Genomic DNA, 19,246 nt, shown 5'->3' with positions numbered 1-19,246 from the left:
CGGAGTGATTCGAACACTCGACCCCTAGCACCCCATGCACGCCGGCCCGGCTACAGGCCGCGCCAAACCTCAACAACTACGGGCACTCGCTGCAACCTGATGCCTGACTGTAACGGACGGTCACTCACTAAGTCACTTGAAAAGTCACTATGGCAAATTGGTGCTTGTTGTCACCATCCTGGTCAATCAAGAATCAACCATCTGCCCATGAGAAAGGATTTCCCCATGACCACAGAAGACCTGCTACTTGAATTTATGGCCAAGGTGAACAACGCGCTGAGCCTGGATGATGACGCGCTGCGCCTGCGAGCAGTACGCCAGGCGAAACATTGGGCCGAAGAACAATATGCCCTGATGCAGCCTCTGCCGCTGATCGAGCTGGAGCCATGAAAGCGTTCTCCTTCTTGATTTTCTTGGCCGCCAATTTCGTCTGGCTGCTGATGGTCGTCGGCGGGCTGATGGCGTGGCTGATGCCGCGCACTGCCAACCGAAACCAGATCATCATGTTCGTGGCCGGCGTGCTTTCCCTGCTGCTAACCATGGCAGTCGTTGAGCGCGGCCCTGATTTCGATGACGGGGTGCCCGGCGACTGTAACCCCTCAAGGGGTGGCGATAGCTGCAACTGAAACAAAAAGGGCGCCGCAATGGCGCCCTTTTCGTCACTGCTCCCTTGCCAACCTGAACCGCCGTGCAATTTCTGCGGCGTGCTCACCGTCCCGCATAACCCTGGCCTGCTTCACTGCCTTGGCTTGCGTGTGTACGCCGATATCAATCGGCGGCACCCGGCCACTTATCAGCGCCAGGATGTTGCGCTGCGACACGCCGCTGAGCTTGAGCGTCTGCACGATTTCGCCGCGACTCATGCCAGCCGTCCCTGCAGAGCTGATCAGCCTGCCCATTTCGGTGAATGCCTTTTGATACTGCGCATTCGCCGCCTGCTTCGACTCCCGAATATCCCCCTCTGAAACATCGTTACTGCTGCGCAGGGTGCGCGTCAGGGTCTTCTTGGCATCTGCCAGGGCGTCCGTAAAATCAAACGATCGGTAGTAAAGCCCGGTCTGCGTATCCAGCGTGGCAGAGCGCCAGCCGAGCAAGCTGACCACCTCGTCGCGCATATCGTAAGGCTGCCCGCTACCTTCGCGGCGTGCATCGCTGCCCGCCAGCCATAGCCGCTCACCATTGCTGACAAAGCCTGGTTGCAACGCCTTGCGCATGTGGTTGGAAATATCCTGCAGCTGGTCCACGCTGCCAGCGTTTTCGTTGTACACCTGCCCGCCAGTAGGCTTCTTGTTGGCCAGCACTTCGAAGATTGCGCCGGCAGTAATGTCTGCACCAAAGAACGGTGACAGCATGTCGCCAATCCCGCTGGCGGCTGCCTGCTCCCACGGCTGATCGCGCATCATTGCGGTCAATGGGCGCTTCCAGTAGCCGTATGGGTCAAGAAAGCTCATGTCGAAGTAGCGCAGCTTGCCGTCGGCATCCCGGCCGGCGTACAGAAAGGTCGAGTTCTTCGACCAGGGCGCTGCCAGATCCCGAAGGGCTTCCTCTTCGTCATCACCAACGCCCAGCGCCGCAGCAGTCATCGCCGACAGCGCGTAGAAGCCAGCCGATACCATGGTCATGCCGGCGGCGCGCTTGCGGCCAATGGCACGAATGCCTGGGTTGTCGCTTTTCAGGTCAGCCGCGGTGAGCTTCATCATGTTGACGGTGGTGCGAATAATCTCCGACGGGAAGGACACGAATGTGCCGGCCAGCGGGAAGCGGCGCAGCCATTGCACGGCCTTGCCGATCATCGAGTAGGTCGGGTAGGTGTTGCGGATACGCTCGGCCGCCATGGTTTCGGCTTGCGCTTCCGGAATGCCAGCGGCAATCAGGCCAGCCTTCTCGTTCTCGTAACCGATGATCTTCCAGAAGTCATCACCGAATGAGTAGAAGCCCTGGGCAAACTGGTTGGCCTTGCGCAGCCACTTCAGGCCGGTACCGCTCTTGCTGCTCAGCAGTTCATCCATGCGCGCATCATCCATCAGCGCCATCATTTCACCGGCGTAAGGCGTGTCATACACCACGCCGAGCTGCTTGAGCTTGCGCAGGTAGGCTAAGTCGTCACCGGTGGCGTTCTGCGTTACCTGCTCGCGGAAAGCGGACCAGCTCTTTTTCATCTGGCTCATGTCGAAGTGACCATTGGCCAGGCTGAAGAACATGGCCGACTGCCAGTTCCGCATGGCGGTAGTTGGCGACAGGATGGTCTTGCCGTACTTCACCATGCCATTGAGGCGCACGACGGTGCGGTACAGGTCGCTCATCTGCTCCTTGCCGAGCGCATCTTGGAAGGACTGCGCCACTTCGGGGAAGGTCCACAAGCCGTTGAGTGGTGCGTAGCTCTCTGACTGCTCGCCGGCAATTTGCGTGGTCGCGTCGGCCGGGCGGTCCTTGCCCTTGAAGAACAGCGTACCCATGCCGAACTCAAGCACGCGATCGAGGAAGCGCTGATTCCACACCATGCGTCCCATCTTGGTTGCCGACTTGGCGAAGTTAAGCCGCGGGTCCATGTACTCGCCCAGCAGCGCGCGGATCTCCGGGGCGATGTCCTTACGTTTGATCAGAACGGTCAGATCTTTCGCGCCCAACTTGCTCTCAGCAATGAACCCTCCCATCGAGTCGTAGGCCGTGCCGTTCTTCAGCATTTCATTCACGGTCACGTCAGCCAGGCGAGCAGCTTCGGCTGGTGTCTCGCCCTGCTCCATGTAGCCTTTCGCCAGGTAGGTGCGAGCGGCGTTCACTGTCTCCGTCGGCACGGTCTTGAACCACTTCGGATCATCGAAGGCCTGGTAGGACCGGTTGACGTAGGCGCCAAGGTTGCCGGTGATCTTGTCGATCAGCGCCTGGTCAGCGCCTTCCATGTTGAGCTCAACCTGCTTTTGCAGAATGCTCAGGTACTCGCCAGACAAGCTGTCGATGTACTGGCGCATGGCGACGATGGCCACGCGGGTTGCTTCCGGAATGGAAGGATCAACCTTGCCGGTCAATGCCTCGGCCAACGGTTTCATCTGCTCAGGGGTGAGGTTGTCGAGGTCGACGCCGAAATCTGCTTTCACGGCCTGGTTCAGCCCTCCGGACAGGTGGCGCACATCAAACTCGACAGCCTGGAACTCACTATCTCGGGTGATTTTCTCTGCAAATACGGCATCTGGCAGCAGGCCACCTGGTGCGAACTGGCGAGCAAATACCTTCTTGGCCTTAGCCCACAGGGTTTTATCATCCTCACGTAGGCGCCGGTTCTCGGCGGCAAACGGGTCGTTACGATCCAGCGGGGCCGGGCCGGTTGCGCGGTCGAACAGGTCGCGCGCACTGCGGCGGAAACGAATATCGCCGCTCCACTCGTCAAACTCGCCGTTGTTATCAGTGGCCGATTTCATCTGCGTATTGCTGAAGGCGATCCAGGTGTCGGTACCTTTCAGGTTGATACCGTCATAGCCTTCGCGCTCCAGCTTGGCCCGAAAGGCAACTGCTTCGCCAGGCGAATCAATGGCCTGAGATTCGGCAACACTCATCAGGTACGGGTTACGGATAGCGGCATACAGCTGCATCACTCGGGCATAACCCGGCATGCCGTCGCTAGCCTTGTCGGCGTATGCCTGCGCTGTGTCGCGGTCGCCGGTCATAAAGATACCCAGCGGCGCAGTGCTGTGTCTGGTGCTGCTACCGCTGCGGCCCTGGTCAAAGGAGGTAAAGTCTTCGCCGGTGCCGTGATAAAGAACCTTCGGGGCGCCCTGCTTGTCGACGACTTTTGACTCACCAAACCAGCGCTTGAACGCCACGGTGGATATTTGATTAGCCGACTCCACCCACTGGAACAATGGCTGACCGCTTACCGACTCACCGTCTGCACGCAGCGAAGCCTGACGTGCTCCACGCAGCATAAAGGCCAGATCTGCGGCATTCAGCTTGGCCAGCTCTGCCCAGCCATTGCCGCGCAGCCATTCGCGCACCGCGCCGTACCATTCCTCAATAAGGCGTTTGAGGCTGCCGGTCGACTCGGCCATGTGTGCCAGCAGCTCGTCCATGACCAGCACGCGGCGCTGCGCCTCGGTCAGTTCCTTGTCCTGCTTGGCGCCTTCAATGTAGTGGTCGATGTTAAAGCCTTGCTCAGCCGCCATTGCCCGCACGCCTTTGGTGCCGCCGACCTTTTCCCAGGTGCGCAGCAGCTTGCGATGCAAATCCTTGCCGTACTGCTGGCGCAGACCGTAATGTGCGTAATACTCATGGAAGATGGTGCGCTCAACGTCGCCCGCATCCGTGAAGCGCCGATCAATCAGATAGGTCTTGCCCTGCCAATGAACCGCCTTTATCTCGCCTGGCTTAGCGCCCTGCGCCGCAGCACGGTCCTTAATCGCCTGCGGCAGCTCTTCCCAGGAAGAAAACACAAAACGTCTGGCCACGGCGGCTTCTGTTACAAGCCGAGCGGTGATCTGCTCTACATCCCCCCGCCCGAGCGTGGTGAGGGTGGCCCCGGTGGCGCCGCGTGAGAACAGTGCGACGTTGCCGCTTTCATCCGGAGCACTCGCTTTCAGCTCAGCAGTAAGCACGTCAATCGCCTGATTGAACGCCTTGCGCTCTTCGCCTGCCGGGTATGGGAAGTTCTCGTCGGTAACGCCACGATCGTTCTTGCCGGGGCGCACCAGGTAGTTGTTGTGCTTGTCTTGGCCTGCCAGCTTATCCATTACCCACGACTCAAAGCCGCGAGCAAACATTTCCCACTGGGTCGCCCAGTAGTTTCCACTCTTACCGTCGCGCGCCTGGCTTTTCTTGTAGAAGTCAGTGTGTTTAATCCGTGAGCGAGCAACGCCACCGACTTCTGACTTGGCAAAGTAGACGCCCATTAGAGACGATCCGTCTTTCGCCATCTTTTCGTTGCTGTAGCCCAGCGCGTCGAACACGATCTTGATGTTTGCAGCGACGGCACCAACCGGCTTGCGCTTGCCTTTGGCGGGCGGCAGCGTGACGTACTCGCCAATATCACCGGCAACTACTTTGTCCAGCGCCGCCAGCGCCTCAGCGTTTCCTGCCAGTTGCTCGCGCATTGGCTGGGTGGTCATGGCAATATCCATCTTTGCCCGGTCAAGCCGGGTAAGCGCTGCCTGCGCGGCTTGCTCTGGCGTTTCTTCGATGGCTCTCATCTGTGCAATGACAGACTTGAATGCCTGAGCGACTTCCGGGCGAATTTCTACGCCGTCTGGCAGCTTGCGGCGACTGCCAAGCGTTGACGCCCATGGCGCACCATCACGACCAAGCCCCGCCTTTACGCCGAAGTAATGATCTAGACCGTGAGCCCACTCATGGGCAAGCGCTCCGGCGCCAGCAGTCTTGGTCAGGTTGATTTCATTTACGCCAGCGACAAAGTGCGCCGCCGCGCTGCCGCCGCCTTGTGCGCCGAAGGCCATGCCGAGCATGCCATTTAAGCTTATGGCCTTGGGTGGTATGTCCAGCACTGCCGCAAGATCATGGAAGGCATCGAACGCGGCATTAAGGTGCTGCTGACGCTCTTGCTGGTTCACCCACTTGCCGAAGTTCACGCCGCGAAACCCGAACGCCTCCTTAAATTCGCCCTCGGTTACATTGGCATTACCCGGCCGGCGCTCATCACCTGCGCGACTCCACCAATTTTCATCGGCCTCATTCGCTTCGCTATCGACCTCAACCTTTTTGCGAGCCGTCTGCTTGCGGGCAAAATCTTCGGCCTCTTCGTTGGTGTCGAATGCGCCAAGGATGTTTTTGCGCTTATTCATCACCAAGTGCTTGCCGTTAAGCTGTTCGAGTCGTGCGGCCGCTGCTTGCCTGGCCACACCCAATTCCGTCTGCTTATCAAGCCATTCAATTGTTGAACTGCCGAGCTTCAGTGTTGTGCTAACACCTGAACCGCCTTCGTAGTGGCTCGCCTTGACTTCATTTGCGGAGTTATCGAACACCGCATAGCCCTGTTTCTGCCATGCCTCCTGCTTGGCGGGCCAGCCTTTCTTGATGGCCTTCATGGCTTCGACCGCGGAGTCTGCGCCCCACTGCATCTTTTTCACGGCCTTGTCGAGCGCATTGGCCTTGTCGTTCGCTGGGGTGCCGCGCGTAAACCGGGTGCCACTGGCCTGCTCTGGAAATAGCACGCTAAACAGCGGCTGAGCGCTATCTGCATCGCCTTTAATCATGTCGATGATTGAAAGGCTGCCGCCGGTACCAAGTCGCCGCGCCGCCTTGGCCGCAAGCGCAGCCACTAGCGGCTTAACTTTAGCGTTATCGCTAAGTAGCGCTTCTGCAGCATCGCGCAGCTCGCCAACAGCGGCGATGTAGGTTTGCAGCGCTTCGTCCGACTTGCCGGGAGACTGCTTTGGTATGCCGTCATACACCTGCTTAACGAGGTGTGCGACCAGGGCAAATCCATCGCGCATGCCTTCCGGCTGAGCGGCAATGATTTCCTCCCAGTCTGGTCGCGCCCATATCTTCTCTTTGGCCGACAGCTTGACCTTCATGGCCTCGTTATCGTCCTTAATGTCCGACCACTTCAAGCCGCCGTTGCGGAACATACCCTTCTTGTTGAACTTGAGCTGATCGCCGGCATCTTCGATCTTAGCCTTAGCTTTGGCGGGCTCGGTGGCAGGCTTGCCGCCCGACTCGCTCAGGCTTAGCGAGCTATCGAACATGCCGCTTTGGCCCGACAGGTTGTCGTCGGCATTTTGGCCAAGCTCAAAGGTTTCGCTGGCTTTGGTGTTAGCCGCTTTGATTGCGGCTAAGTTGTCGGCCTTTTTCTTGGCGTCGTCAGCTTTCTTCTGTGCGGCAGCGGTGGCCTTGTCGCTGGCAGTTTGCGCTGCAGCATCAGCGGCAGCGCTGGCCTCGGTTTGGGTTGTTAACTCTAGGCTTGGAGTTTCTTCAGCTGGGCTTTCTGCTCGGACGTCAGGCTGGCTTCCCTGCGGGCGTTGTCCTGCTCCAGCGCTTCCACTCTCGCCAGCTTCTGTTCGTTGTGCTCCTTCAGTAGGTCGATCTGCGCTTTGCGTGCTGGCGACAGTTTCATTCGGGCTATCTCCAAAAATTACATCAAGCTCTGCGGCATGCTTAGTGGCGGCGGCAGCGCGTATTTCAAGAAGGTCTGCATCATCCAGCAGGTCGGACACTACGGTTTCAGCTGAGTCAAAGTCGCCGCCAGCTTCTTCCTGTGCGGCCTGCACCTCTAGGCGGTTTGCCTCTGTCTTCAGCGCCTGCTCTTCTTGACGCTTGCTGCCAGGTGCAAAGTGCTCTTTGCGGCCGGCGAGCTGGTCGCCCAGTGCCGCCTGCAGCCACGACACGCCGCCATCGTTTGCCATTTCGCTTTGCGGAATATAGCCATGCTGATCCAGCAGCGAAGCCATATCGTCGATGCTAGTCCCGGTCTTATCGCTCCACAAGGAACCCACGCCCGGGATGTTGGTATTGCCCTTAGCTTCGCCGGTCGTGTCTTGTCGATAGTTGGTGGTGATACCGCCCAGGCGGATGACAGCGTGAGCAACACTGTCACGCTCACGGTCTACTTTGCGCGCTTTCTTCTGTGCAGGTTGTGCTGTAACGGGTGTCCCGTTCGCCGAAAGGGGTGACCCGTTAGACTCGGCATCCTGCGTCCACCCTTCTGCCGCTGCTTGTTCGGGGCGGATTACAAATGCCTGACTTCCGGATGGCGTGCTGACGCTAGCGCGGCCATCGGCCTGCACCTTGTTTACGTTGTACGTCCGACCTTGGTGCTGCCACCGCTGGCCGGCTTCGAACTGAACGGCAGACGGAGCCGTTACAGATTCGCTTGCGCCGCCATCGACTGGCTTGGCGCGCACCTCAAACTGCTTTTTCCCAACCTTTACCACTTCCATTGCGGCTGGGTTGGCAGACTCACGCAGCGCTTTTCTTGCCGCGGGCATTCCGGTGTATTTTTTCCCGACCGGCGTCTGCTGATCCATCCCGCGGCCGCCCTGCGGAACATAGTTCTTGGGCGGTACGTTACCGGTTTTAGCCTGGCGTGATTCCCCGGCGGCATTGGTTTCGATAAAGCCGGCATCCGCGCGGCCGTCCGCCAGCAGGCGTTGCGGAGCAGGAAGTCCGCGGGGCTCTGGAGCGAGCTGGCCGTCGATGGTGTTGCTTGCCAGAACCTCCTGGCTGGCAAAGCGCGAGACAGGAATATAGTCACCCTCACGGCCTGGCACTGCGCCCCGCTCGGTCTGCTGATCCATACCGGCGCCGAAGGTTCGCGGATCACGTTCGCGGCCGGTCGGGCGGTATTCGCGATCCACGTTGCGCGCCGGCCCCTGGTCGCTGACAGTGCCCTGCCCATCGGCAAACAGCACCGATTCAGGCGCCGGCAGGCCAAGACGCGGCGCCGGAGCGGGAAGCGCTGCAAGCACGGAGCGCGACAGCACGCCGTCTTCAGGGTTTGGTGCGGCAATCGGAGCGGGTGCCGGGTTACTGGCTGACGGTTGCGGCTGAACCCATAAGCCTTGTGATGGTGACTTGCGCGCCATGTTCCAGGCTGTTTCCGCCCCGCTCTGGCCAAGCGATAGCAGCGACTCCAGCACTGCGTCTGGCACATTGCCTTCGCCGGTGGCCGCCAGCTCGCCCAGGTACTCGCCTACGCCCTCGCCGACTGTCTCCATGCCGAGCAAGGTTCCGCCCACGGCCAGGCGCTTACCGAACTTGTCAGTGACCTGGCGTGCCGACTCCTGCGCTGCACGCACGGCGGTGGCGATTTCTGGATTGCCGCGAGCTGCCAGCACGGCTGCGTTATCGGCCACATCCACGCCACGATCGAGCAGCACCTTGCGGGTCGCCGACTCCATTGCACTGCTGGTAGTGCGCTGCAGCGCGCTTGCCAGCTTGCCGCCAGCGCCAAGAGTTAGCGCGTCCACGCCGGTGATGACGCCGCCCTTGATTGCGCCCTCACTGATCGCCTGACTACGCTCTGCATCAGTCACAGCGCCGTCATCGGCCATGCCCATGGCCTTGTGCCCGGTTTCGATGGCGGCGTTACCGATGAACATGCCAGCCAGACCGCCAACCACGCCGCCAACGGCGCCACCCACCGCCGTACCTGGGCCGGGGGCAACAACAGTGCCTAGTGCTGCGCCGCCTGCCGCGCCCGCCTTCATGCCGGCAAATCCGCCAGCTAAGGCTGGTACCGCATTAGGCAACTGCTCGACTACCGCCAGGCCTGCGCCGGCCGGGTTGTCCCAAACCGCCCCCGCGCCTGCGCCGATGGTTTCCAGTACGCCCGGGTCATCGCCAAGCGCAGCCGTGCGATCGGCAAAATCGCCGTAGAACTTGTCCAGCCGATAATCCTTCGGCGCTTGCTGATGTGCCTCGGCCTTGTCGACAATGCCCTGATTGTCGCCAGTGTAGGCATTTGCCGCGGCACCAATAGCGCGGCCGGCGGACTTAGCGCCCTCCTTTAAGGTGCCGGTAATGCCCAGCCCCTCGGCAGGCTCAAGACCGAGGTCATCTAGAAGGCTCGTCTTTGCGCTTTCAACTATCGCTGGAGCGGTAAACAGATCGTCGTAAAGGCTAGCCATTGATGGTGATCCCCTTGTCCTTCATTACCTGGAGGATTTCGGCGCGCGACTTGCCCGCCTGCTTGGCTGCGGCATCGACTTCGGCGCTGGTTGCTGTTTTGCGAGCCGTCTCTGGTGCGGCCTGGCCTTGCCCAACTGGCTGCCCGGTTACGACATCGAGAGCAATCTTTCCGTATTTGGGTCCGTATGCGTCCGCGCCAATCACGGCGTCCTGCAGGACGTAGCGGTCTTTTGCTGAGGTAGTCAGGCTTGCGTAGTTGCGCTCGAGCGCCGCTCGCTGATCGCCCTTGATGGCTGGGTCAGAAAGCTGCTGGCGGATCTCTTCGATTCGCAGACCGCTATCAAGGCCCATCTGCGCGGTCTGCATTTCAATCCCTGCAGCGGCAGACTCTCGATTGTCACGGTTCACATTCAGCGCAAGCTGCTGATCCTCGCGGGCATCGCGTTTACCCAGTGCGGCGGTCTGCGCCACTCGCTCATTTAGGCGGGCATGCTGAAGATCCTGAGTGGTTGGGCTTCGGCTGCTGTCGGCGACAACGGTAAGGCGCCCGCCGCCCTCGCCCACAACGCCACGCCGCCCGTCTTGTATGGTTTGCGCTCGGATGGCATTGGCACGATCAAAGCGATCCAGTGCCAGCTTGCTGTCACCAGCCTGACCCTGGCTGAAGGTGCCTATGCCATCGCCGATACCTCCAACGCCACCAGCAGGCATTGCGCCTGCGCCGGCCTGAACCTTGGCGTCATTGCTGAACTCCATTACGCCACCAGCGCCGCGGCGAGCTGCAATAGAACCACCCTGCAGCCCCTGGCCAAGCCCGGTATCAACAAATCCATCCTGCGGGGTCGATTGCTGAGCACCAGATATAACTGGGGACTCTTGAGTAACTGTCGGCTGTGCAGTCTGGCCTTGCGCCCACTGATCGAACTCAGCCGAGGTATAACCGTTCGCAGGCGTATTAGCAGCAGTGACTGGCTGCTGTACGGCGCGCGGGTCTACCTCAAGCCCTAGTGTTTCACGCATGGCAGGTTTTGCGTTTGTGCCAAGGGACATATTTGCCTGAGCAAATCGATCGCCTCCCCGCTTCATCTGCTCGTAAGCAGCCTGCGTGTGTGGATAGCCAGGTCGGGGGACTTGCTTGCCGTCTACCGCAGATGCCGCCACGTTGCGAATATCGGTTCCGATGTTGTTTGCAAAGTCGCGCGCAGCTGAAACCGGCAGATTTCCAGCACCCTGCAGGATGTCATCAAGGCCAATGGAGGTGTTCTTGGGCGGCGTGTTAGCAGGAGTGACGCCGGTGCGCGGGCCGATCACTGGCTGCTGATACTGGGCCTGCATGGCAGACGCCCTGGCTTGGTTGCCAGGGGTCTGCAGCTTCTTCTTGCTGGCGTCCTTTAGGTCGCCCTGAATGGCGCCCGACAGGCTGATATTTTCCATCGCAGGTGATCTCGTTTTGGCGATTTGCCAACAACGCTATGTCACTAGCGGACAGACGCAATCGAATCAGACGGATTCGCTTGTATCGCGCAGCGCCGTCCAGAACGCAGATGGTTCCGGTGGTGTGGCGCCGTACACCGAAATACGCCCGACACTAAGTAGACCATCGCCAGTGAATGGAGATGGGGTATCACTAGCTATCTTAATGGCCACCGCGCCGGCAAAAGGAGCCAGTAGTGAAGTCCCTTGGAGTACGTCGTCCACGAATACGCTTACAAGCGATCCTGCGACCTCTACACGCAGCTCGGCAGCAATCCCTTGGGTAACTGGGGGGATGACGTAAGCGTTGCTGCCTATGTACAGGCGGAACCCGGTAACCCCTTGGTGGTTCAGACTACACAGATATGTTGTGGTATCGCCGCTACGGGCTACCACCTGGACGCCGCGAGTCTCGTTCGACCAGTCGAACTTCACTTCAAGCGCTACCCCGGTAACCTCTCCCCACCCAGGAGGCCCAATCGGGGTTATGTAATCATAGTAAGAGCCTACGCTGCCTTGGGGCGATGAGACATATACGGGCCTAACCCACCCCCCATCTACCCGTAGATGCTCTAGCCCCAGCCCGTAACCCAGTCCGGGGGTGTTCTCCCACTTTGGTATGGGGTAATCCCCTAGAAATGTACCGTCCGGGTGATCACCGAACGTGTCGTCAAACAGAATTGCCATCGCCAACACTCCATTACAAATTGCGTCATCGCATAGCTAAGGTGCGAACCAAGCGTGTCCAGGGGTAACCGGGCGCAACTGGCTACCTACGAATACAACACCTCGGAAATCGCCCACGGTGTCACTGATTGAGTGCCACGACGCGCCCGAGTCGTAACTGATATAGGTGGCCCCGACGAAGTTTTTCCCGCCTGCACCTGCGTTCAGACCGCTACTGGTGGTCCAGAGCAACACGGCGCGGGTCAGCAATTCGCCTACATCGTTCAGCACTTCTTCTTGTACTACCGTGATTGCGCCGATACCTCCTGCGGTGCAGGGATAGCCAGGCACATAGAGCAACGTGGCCAAAGCTATCTGGCCTATGATTTCAACGGCACCAGTCAAGGTGTTGTAGGTGCAAAAGGTTACATCGAACGGTGTGACGGACAGATCGCTGCCCTCCGGCTTAGCAGCCAGCGTGACCACAAAACCAAGTCTCCCGGCGCCGATATGGCAGACCAGGCCCGTCGTGGCGGTGTAGCCCCAACTTGGAAGCTGGAATGGCGCCTGGGTTGCTACATTGGTCAACGTGACGGATGCGCCGTTACAGGCCAGCACGCTCATCATGGGCGAGCCCTGATTGAAAGCTGGGTATAGAAAGTAACTGGTCACCCCGTCCGGGGAGGCGCCGCCATAAAACTGCCGACTGGCATTGGTGTCGTTGTCCCGATCAATCGCCAAAAAACTCAGCGCAATGCCGTCACCGACCGCCTTGGCACAGACCACGGTATAGGTGTTTTCGCCAAACAGCAGGTCAGGCGTTTGCTCGTCGCGAATAACGTCGGCGTGCAGCAGTACATGCACACCATCGGTGACCGCGCATGCCTCGGGCGAACGAAACCGTGAGGGCCGCGCGGTGCTGTAGACCTGCGCGCCAAGCAGGCTGCCGGCGTGCTGATAATCGCCTTCAACCAGGATGGCTGACACCTCAGAAGTGGCCACCAGCACAGCACCAGCCTCATGGTATGGCTTGGAGGAAGCGCCATTCACACCATCATTAAACAGCCGAGCGAGCATCACATACTTGACGGCAGCCGGGGTGTCGCTCTGCTCAACCGCCTTGATGCGGTAAGAGCGGCCCCATATTCCAACAAGATTGTTCCAGGCCGGGGGGTTGGCGGGGGTGAACTCGGGTGAGGCGCGTGGAATAGCCACCCATCCATTCGCAAGGGTGTCCACAAAGGCCGTATCAAACATGATGGCCTTGGTGTGCTTTTCGCTAATAGGTATTGAGTCGCCAGCAAGCACAGTCTCTTGATCGGCGCTGACCCAGCTCGCCCAAAACCGCGTAAAGAACCGCTGCAACGATGGCGATTCGGCGTTGTAGAAACCCGTATCACCAAGGCTATTCACTTGATGCACAGTTGTTCCGATCCCATCGCCATAGGGCACGTTGGCGGCAGCTCCGCTTGATAGCACTTGCCCCCATCCAGCGCCCTCGCCCCCGAATGCGTAGCCCCTGTTCGTCGCCAGGCGCCATGCCTCATGCTTGAGTGTCGGCAGCTTGGGGTCTGTTATGTCGGGCAGGTAGTCGGGCTGCCACAAGTCCCGAACAGTGGACGGGAAGCTCAAGCCTTCACTGGTTAAGCTGCCGGAACCTACTGACCCACGGGCAAGGTTCGGGCATAGGACGTGCTGCGGCAAATCCAGCACCGTACCGCGTGCGCGAGTGTTGGTGCGTATGGCGCTCAACAGGTAGCCGTCCACAACCTCATGCTTGCTGTCGTAACGCAGCTTGGCGGCCAGTAACCGGCGCGCCATCTGCATTGCCCGCTTAACCCAGCGCGCCCCCATGCCGGTTGCTGAGCGTCCAGTAACCAGCATCAGCCCGTTACAACGCTGGCGTTGAGCGTCGATGCTGCACCTACCGCGGCTGCCGCTGCGTCCGCAAAGGCGTTGGTCGCTTGCGCGAATGCGCTGTTGCGAGAACCGTCTTGCGAGGCAACTCGCAGGCGTGTCTCGTCAAGTTTGCCATTCATGCGCAGGTTTGCGGCCTGCAGGCGTAGCTGCTCAAACCCAAGCTCAACGCGATGGAACTCGGCCATTGAGCTGTTCAGGGATGCGTAAGCCGCCACCTTCGCCTTGGTGGCCTCAATGTCCTTACTGGGCAAGTCCATCAGCACGCGGTAGTAGTTACCGATGGCGTCAAAAATACCGAGCTTCAGGCGAATCGCTTGCTCTTCAGCAAACTTCAACAGATCCAGCTTAATCTCGGCGTCCCTGACCGTCTGCGTGCGATTTACCTCACCGATAGCATCGCTCGCACGCTCTTCTGCCTGGGTAATGGCCTGCATCATTGCGCCAGGCGGCTGGCTAAATCCCCGCGCGGAAAACTCGCTGCGCAGTTGTGCGACCGCGCTATTGCGTGACCGATACTCGCGGTCGCGCCCGGCGTGCCATACCGCTTCAAAAACATCACGGCTAAGGCCGAACGGTTTTTGCCCTGTAATAATCCCGGCCAGCCATTCCTCTGGCGAGCTTGCCAAGGCGCCGGCCTGTATCTCGGGGAAGAACTTGGTTATGAGGCCCTCCGTTTCCTCGCTAATAAACTTCAGCGTCGTTGGGCTGCTGTCGAGCTGCAAGAAATTCGTTAGCACAACCGGCGACTTCATGGCCGGGGCGGTAACGCTGTAATCTAAATCCGCACCGCCGATAGTGGGCACAAAGGCGCTAATGCGCCCCGACACGCCCTTGGCATCGCTGAGTGCGCCCCTGGCGAAGTCAAACAGTTTCTCTATGTTGGCATCGATTGTTGAGGCCATGTCAGCTCCGGCGATTGAAGCTGCGGCGCTGAGTCACCCCAACCTCCAGCTCAACGCTATCAAGGGTTGCGAAAGAGGCAGAGGTAAGCTCAAGTCGAACATTCCAGTACCGGCTGGATACGCCCTTGGCGAGCAAGGAACGCTTCTGATTTCCGCCACCAATCAGGCGGTAAACGCGCTCAATGTCATCGTCGGCGGTCAGCCGTACATAGCACTCGCCATCGGTACGCACGCCGACAAAGGCGGTTTCGGCGCGTTTAACATGCGAATCGCCGTAGTCCGTTGCGCCAAAATCAACCAGCGCATTGATCACCTCGCCATTGTCTCGATCGGCGCCGAGGCGATACAGGCCGTTGGCATTCCACGCAAAAGCGCGGCCCCCGCTATGGGTAAACCCGGCAAAATCAAAGTCCTGGTAGCTGGTGAGCGCCCCGGTCATGTAATTAACCGCGTATTGCAGCGCCTGCTGCCGGGCCGACGACGCATGGCTCATTACCGCCACTTGCTCCATCGCCAGCAGCTCTACGATAGAGCCGAAGCTGGCGTGCTCGCCAACGCCAAGGCTGTCCATGCCGGCCAGTTCCAGCACCATAACAATGCTGGCCTGGCCGCTTACGTCCAAAGACTCCATTGCGATCAGCAACAGCGCCGTTTCTATGCTGCTCCAGTCGGCAAGAATGCTGGCATCGCTGCCGTCCGCTGTGTCGGCGGGCAAGTAAGGCTCAACGACTGCCAGCCCCATGCGGATAGGCAGCAGCGCGTCAACTTTGACGATACTGCTAGTCTCTGACACGGCAAGCGCGAGGCTAATGTCACCGGCAAAGTAGATCGAGCCGCCATCGCGCAGGCTGGCGGTTAGCGTCAGTGGCGCGGTAAGGCCAATAAAACTGTCGGGGGTAGTCTCGGCATTAACCAGTTCGGCCTGCACGCTGAGCGCCGGCAGACTGCCGCGCACCCATGACACGGCGGCCGATTCGCTGACAGCCAGTATCAAGCCTGGAAGCTCTACCGAGAAATTGCTTACCCCTTGCACCTCATCAAGCACGGCCGTGAGGCGTAGCGCGGGCAATTCGGCTAGCGCGAAGTCATAGGTGCTTTCAGAGATGGCGCTGGCAAAGGCCGGGATCAGACCGGAAAAACTAAGCGGAATCGTGACCTCGCCTATCGATGGTGAATCAACGTAGTCGATGGTGCTGAATAGCATTGCGCCGCCGTAAGCCTCGCCTGCAGATGCCTGCTCCGACGTGTAGAGCACTATGCCGTTAGCCCAATAGCTCACCACGCCGGCTGTGCGCTGTACTTTTACAGCAACCGAAGGCGGCACCGTAAACGGCCCGGCGACCACGTTGCCGCGCTCAACCACCGTCAATTCATCGTGCCGCACCACCAGGCTGTGCGCCATTTCGCCGTAGTAGTACGCCGGCGATGGACCGGTCAGGCCAAGCTGTACGCCGATCGGTGATGGCGGCATTGTGGCGGCGATAAACCCCGACTCTGGAATCGGCTCTACCGATCGGGCCCCAGCATTCCAGCCAAAGTTATCAAAAGCATTTGTGCGCGCAGGCGATCCAGCTTGCCCGACAATTGTTGGATAGCACGTCTTTACCGGCACCTGGGCGGGTCTGTAGGCGCTGTACCCATCACCTTGATACCCAGCAATTTTGTAGCTTGATTGTCCGCTTGGGCGGTTCGCCAGCCAACTGCCGCCACCGGGCCCAGGCCCGGCCAGCGAGTCTGAAACGACATAGCTGTAGGTCATCGTCGTGGTTGGCTGAACGCTAGCGCCAGCGCCACCATAACTTTGTGTCACGGGCGCGGTGACGCAATATCCCGCCCGCGCCTGTATTGCAGGAACGGCAGCGACGTAGACCAGCTTTTGTGGCTTGTCTAGGCGATTGGGCATTGGTTATTGCTCAGGCACTGCAAGCTGAAAGAGCTGGAACGACTGCGGCGCGCCCTGCACCATCGGCAGCGTACCAATGAACATATCGCTGCCAAGGGCGCCAGCCGTACCTTGAATGCGGCGTGCGGTAACGCTGGCCGAGCCATCATCGGCGGCCAGGGCATAGCGGAAGAAGGTCGGCGTGCCGCCCGCCACATTGTTGCCGGTCCAGTTCTCGGCGGTGGTTTTGGACAACACGCCGCCTGGTGCAGCGGCGTTGAAAGTAACAGGCGTTCCAGCGCCCCCCGCGCTGATCGTGTTCAGCAGAACGGCAGCGCCCAGATCGGCATCGGCAGAGGCCGGAACAGCGCCCGAGTAGATCTTAACCAGGCCGCCATCAAGCAATGACTTCAAAGAGCCGCCGATAGCAATGTCTTCACGCAGTTTGGTGCTGAGCTTAATCATGGTGACTCCCTAAAGTACGTTGGCCGGAATGTAGGTGATGCCGCACAGAAGCTTGGCCTCCATGCCGACAGAAAGCGGTTTGACGGTTGAATAGCGCGCCACCGAGAGCAGCAGGCCGGAGTTAGCGCCCTTGGTTGGGTTAGCGACGATCACTGAGCCGTAGGCCACACCATCTGCGGTAGGCGTAAAGATCGCCTTGCTGGCAAAGTTATCGATGGTCCCGGCGCCGTTGTAGGTATGCACCCATGCTGGGCGGGTAGCTTCGCTGTAGGCGGTGAACTCACCCATTGCGCCCGGAAGATCGGCGGCGCTGGTGTTGGCGTCAGCCAAGAAGTTTTCGCTGAACAGCGCGCAATAGAAGTTGGGAACTGCCGCGACCAGGCCAAACGGTGACTGAATCAGAAAATCCAGACCAGCCTGAGGGATGCGGTTGAACTTAACTTCGTTCTCGATGAGTTCGCCCGTGGCAATATCAAAAATCTGCAGTTCGTGGCGAAAGCCAAGAACCTTCAAGCCTTCTTTCTGCATATCAAGTCTCCAATTCGGCAAAGTCGCCGGTCGCTAGGTTGTTCGCGGTGACTGCCCCTCGCATGGTGGTAATGACCATCGAGTTACCGCGGTGCTCAAGCACGCCAGACGCGCCGCGAGCGGCAAGATCGGGAGCATAGGTTTGCCGGTTGGGCAGGCTGATTTCGCCGCCCGCCCCGCCAATGGCCAAGCCGTAACGGGTGAACCATGCAGCGCTGCCGTCAGGCAGCTTCACGGCAGATCCCTGTACGGCGCCGACCTCAAGCACTACGCGCATCGAGGGTGTGGCCGTTTCCAGCAGGGTGAGAAAATAGGTTTTGTCGCCGGCAGCGACATACACGCCGCCATCGGTTGGGGCGATCAGGCTGGGCGCTACCGGGAATTGAAAGAAGCCGCTAACTGGATCAAACAAGTGCGGCAGCATGGGCGCGGTCATCAGCACAAAGGTGTCGTACACGCCGAGAATCACGCCTTTGTACACCGCCAGCATGGAGCACGCTGGCAGCGGAACCAGGCCGCCAGTGGTCAGCCGCTCAGCGTCATCAGCAACGCGGGTGACGGCCATGGCGCCGGCTATCAGCGGCCCCTGGCTGTAGAGCGTGGCCCCGTTTTCTTTCGACACATACAGGCGCAGCGCTCGCGGATCAGTCGAGGTGACGCGCAGCGCCTTACCTTCCACCAGGCGCACAATCAGAGGATCTGCGCCTGACTCTTCGCCGTCCGCGCCCAGCGCCGTTACCGCTATCTTGTAAATACCCGCTGGCAGTGCGCCGTCTATAACCTCCACACGCATGGCAGGCTCAGGAACGGCCCACGGCTTAACCCACTCACCATTGGTGCGCAGGCTGTCGGCAACCGAGGCAATGAACACTTCCCCGTTTAGCTCGACACCCGCGATCTCGCCATTAGGCGACACGCTGCCAATGGCGCGCGCCGAATTTGTGTTGATCGAGTGACAGCCAATCACAGCGCCTGCGACATAGATCACCTGCTCGGTCATAGCGACAGCTAGGCGCACATTGCCGATTGCAACCCGCTCGTAGCCGGCACGCAGATCAAGTTGACCGCCTGCAGCCGGGTCGAGATTGGTCAGGCTGCGCACAAAGCCTTCAGGCAAGCGCTCTGGCCTAGCCAAGTTGTTGGCGCCCTTTGCCCAGTTGTCAGTGCGGGCTTCTTTCATGAAAGCCACCTGAACCGAGTGGCGCGCGATGCGCCGGCACGCCGCAGAAGAGCCGCCTCATATATGGACTGACACTCGCGATCAAACTCATCGCCAAAGTTGACTGCCTTGGCCGGGTCGAACAGCTCAGCGTCAGCAACCCGATAGGCATAGTGCTTGATGCCCAGCAGCAGGGCATGGCGATTATGCGCGGGCACATCGGCAATGCGGTCAGTCTTGGCCAGCTCCTTCAATGGTCTGCGCACGACAGTGAGCAGCACCTGGCCGGCAATAGAAGGCACTGGGTGCAGGCGCATTGTGTTTGCAGTCTCGCTGAGCACGACCATGCGCGGGCGCATGCCGGTACTGGACTGTGCGCGGGATACGCTACCGGGCGGCATGATATCCAGCTTCTCGGGGCGGCCATTGATCAGCGCCACAGCCTCGATCACGTCGATGATCTGAGGCGCCAGGTCAAGCAAGGCCTGACCTGCAGAAAAGTCGACAGCAGTTATATCGCTGCTGTCATCGATGACGATCCGTGTCTTTTCAGCAAAGGCTGTCAGCGCCTGATTGAAAAACCGCACCAGCTGCGAATCGCTCCAGAAATACGGCTCGACTGCATCCTTCTCATCGTCGCGGAAGTTCTTGATCAGATCGCTGACAGTCTCGGCGGCCATG

At 59.7% G+C, this 19,246-nt stretch carries 12 protein-coding genes; 2 read left to right on the top strand and 10 right to left on the bottom strand.

Translation table 11 applies throughout. The features are described 5' to 3' along the window. Positions 1-225 precede the first annotated feature (225 nt). Entirely contained in the window at positions 226-390 is a 165-nt protein-coding gene (locus BLW24_RS26050) for a hypothetical protein (protein WP_167360408.1), read from the top strand. Further along, positions 387-626 carry a hypothetical protein gene (locus tag BLW24_RS18940; protein WP_090385832.1) on the top strand — a complete coding sequence of 80 codons (240 nt, stop codon included), beginning with the start codon at positions 387-389 and terminating at the stop codon, positions 624-626. Before BLW24_RS26050 ends, BLW24_RS18940 begins: the two co-directional genes overlap by 4 nt. Before the next feature lie 33 nt (positions 627-659). Here BLW24_RS18940 and BLW24_RS18935 read toward each other — a convergent pair whose 3' ends face one another. The 10 genes from BLW24_RS18935 to BLW24_RS18890 all read right to left on the bottom strand — a co-directional run bounded on the left by BLW24_RS18935 (position 660) and on the right by BLW24_RS18890 (position 19,245). Continuing rightward, positions 660-9,569 carry an ADP-ribosyltransferase-containing protein gene (locus BLW24_RS18935; RefSeq protein WP_090385829.1) on the bottom strand — a complete coding sequence of 2,970 codons (8,910 nt, stop codon included), beginning with the start codon at positions 9,567-9,569 and terminating at the stop codon, positions 660-662. Further along, positions 9,562-11,004 (bottom strand): hypothetical protein, encoded by a 1,443-nt coding sequence (locus BLW24_RS18930; RefSeq protein ID WP_090385826.1) that lies wholly within the window; start codon positions 11,002-11,004, stop codon positions 9,562-9,564. Before BLW24_RS18930 ends, BLW24_RS18935 begins: the two co-directional genes overlap by 8 nt. Positions 11,005-11,070: 66 nt before the next feature. Then, entirely contained in the window at positions 11,071-11,730 is a 660-nt protein-coding gene (locus BLW24_RS18925) for a hypothetical protein (protein WP_090385823.1), read from the bottom strand. A gap of 36 nt (positions 11,731-11,766) precedes the next feature. Further along, positions 11,767-13,593: a hypothetical protein gene (locus BLW24_RS18920; protein WP_139272708.1), complete on the bottom strand. Its 1,827-nt coding sequence runs from the start codon at positions 13,591-13,593 to the stop codon at positions 11,767-11,769. Continuing rightward, the gene (locus BLW24_RS18915; protein WP_090385816.1) at positions 13,593-14,531 is read right to left on the bottom strand and encodes a hypothetical protein; all 939 of its coding nucleotides are present in this window, start codon (positions 14,529-14,531) and stop codon (positions 13,593-13,595) included. The genes BLW24_RS18920 and BLW24_RS18915 overlap by 1 nt, the downstream gene beginning before the upstream one ends. A 1-nt stretch (position 14,532) precedes the next feature. Then, a complete protein-coding gene (locus tag BLW24_RS18910; protein WP_139272707.1) occupies positions 14,533-16,434 on the bottom strand; it encodes a hypothetical protein in 1,902 nt (633 codons plus the stop codon). Between the two features lie 3 nt (positions 16,435-16,437). Continuing rightward, entirely contained in the window at positions 16,438-16,878 is a 441-nt protein-coding gene (locus tag BLW24_RS18905; protein ID WP_090385811.1) for a hypothetical protein, read from the bottom strand. A 9-nt stretch (positions 16,879-16,887) separates the two neighbouring features. After that, entirely contained in the window at positions 16,888-17,406 is a 519-nt protein-coding gene (locus tag BLW24_RS18900; RefSeq protein WP_090385808.1) for a hypothetical protein, read from the bottom strand. A gap of 1 nt (position 17,407) precedes the next feature. After that, positions 17,408-18,586: a hypothetical protein gene (locus BLW24_RS18895; protein ID WP_090385804.1), complete on the bottom strand. Its 1,179-nt coding sequence runs from the start codon at positions 18,584-18,586 to the stop codon at positions 17,408-17,410. Continuing rightward, positions 18,583-19,245 carry a phage adaptor protein gene (locus BLW24_RS18890; protein WP_090385801.1) on the bottom strand — a complete coding sequence of 221 codons (663 nt, stop codon included), beginning with the start codon at positions 19,243-19,245 and terminating at the stop codon, positions 18,583-18,585. Before BLW24_RS18890 ends, BLW24_RS18895 begins: the two co-directional genes overlap by 4 nt. Position 19,246 lies beyond the last annotated feature (1 nt).

Source organism: Pseudomonas anguilliseptica (genome assembly GCF_900105355.1).
GTDB lineage: Bacteria > Pseudomonadota > Gammaproteobacteria > Pseudomonadales > Pseudomonadaceae > Aquipseudomonas > Aquipseudomonas anguilliseptica.
This window is presented reverse-complemented; position numbering and strand designations above follow the sequence as displayed.

Bases quoted from the DNA above. Each gene is read 5' to 3' on its own strand.
- BLW24_RS26050 (WP_167360408.1), top strand. From the start codon at position 226: ATGACCACAGAAGACCTGCTACTTGAATTTATGGCCAAGGTGAACAAC.
- BLW24_RS18940 (WP_090385832.1), top strand. From the start codon at position 387: ATGAAAGCGTTCTCCTTCTTGATTTTCTTGGCCGCCAATTTCGTCTGG.
- BLW24_RS18935 (WP_090385829.1), bottom strand. From the start codon at position 9,569: ATGGCTAGCCTTTACGACGATCTGTTTACCGCTCCAGCGATAGTTGAA.
- BLW24_RS18930 (WP_090385826.1), bottom strand. From the start codon at position 11,004: ATGGAAAATATCAGCCTGTCGGGCGCCATTCAGGGCGACCTAAAGGAC.
- BLW24_RS18925 (WP_090385823.1), bottom strand. From the start codon at position 11,730: ATGGCAATTCTGTTTGACGACACGTTCGGTGATCACCCGGACGGTACA.
- BLW24_RS18920 (WP_139272708.1), bottom strand. From the start codon at position 13,593: ATGCTGGTTACTGGACGCTCAGCAACCGGCATGGGGGCGCGCTGGGTT.
- BLW24_RS18915 (WP_090385816.1), bottom strand. From the start codon at position 14,531: ATGGCCTCAACAATCGATGCCAACATAGAGAAACTGTTTGACTTCGCC.
- BLW24_RS18910 (WP_139272707.1), bottom strand. From the start codon at position 16,434: ATGCCCAATCGCCTAGACAAGCCACAAAAGCTGGTCTACGTCGCTGCC.
- BLW24_RS18905 (WP_090385811.1), bottom strand. From the start codon at position 16,878: ATGATTAAGCTCAGCACCAAACTGCGTGAAGACATTGCTATCGGCGGC.
- BLW24_RS18900 (WP_090385808.1), bottom strand. From the start codon at position 17,406: ATGCAGAAAGAAGGCTTGAAGGTTCTTGGCTTTCGCCACGAACTGCAG.
- BLW24_RS18895 (WP_090385804.1), bottom strand. From the start codon at position 18,586: ATGAAAGAAGCCCGCACTGACAACTGGGCAAAGGGCGCCAACAACTTG.
- BLW24_RS18890 (WP_090385801.1), bottom strand. From the start codon at position 19,245: ATGGCCGCCGAGACTGTCAGCGATCTGATCAAGAACTTCCGCGACGAT.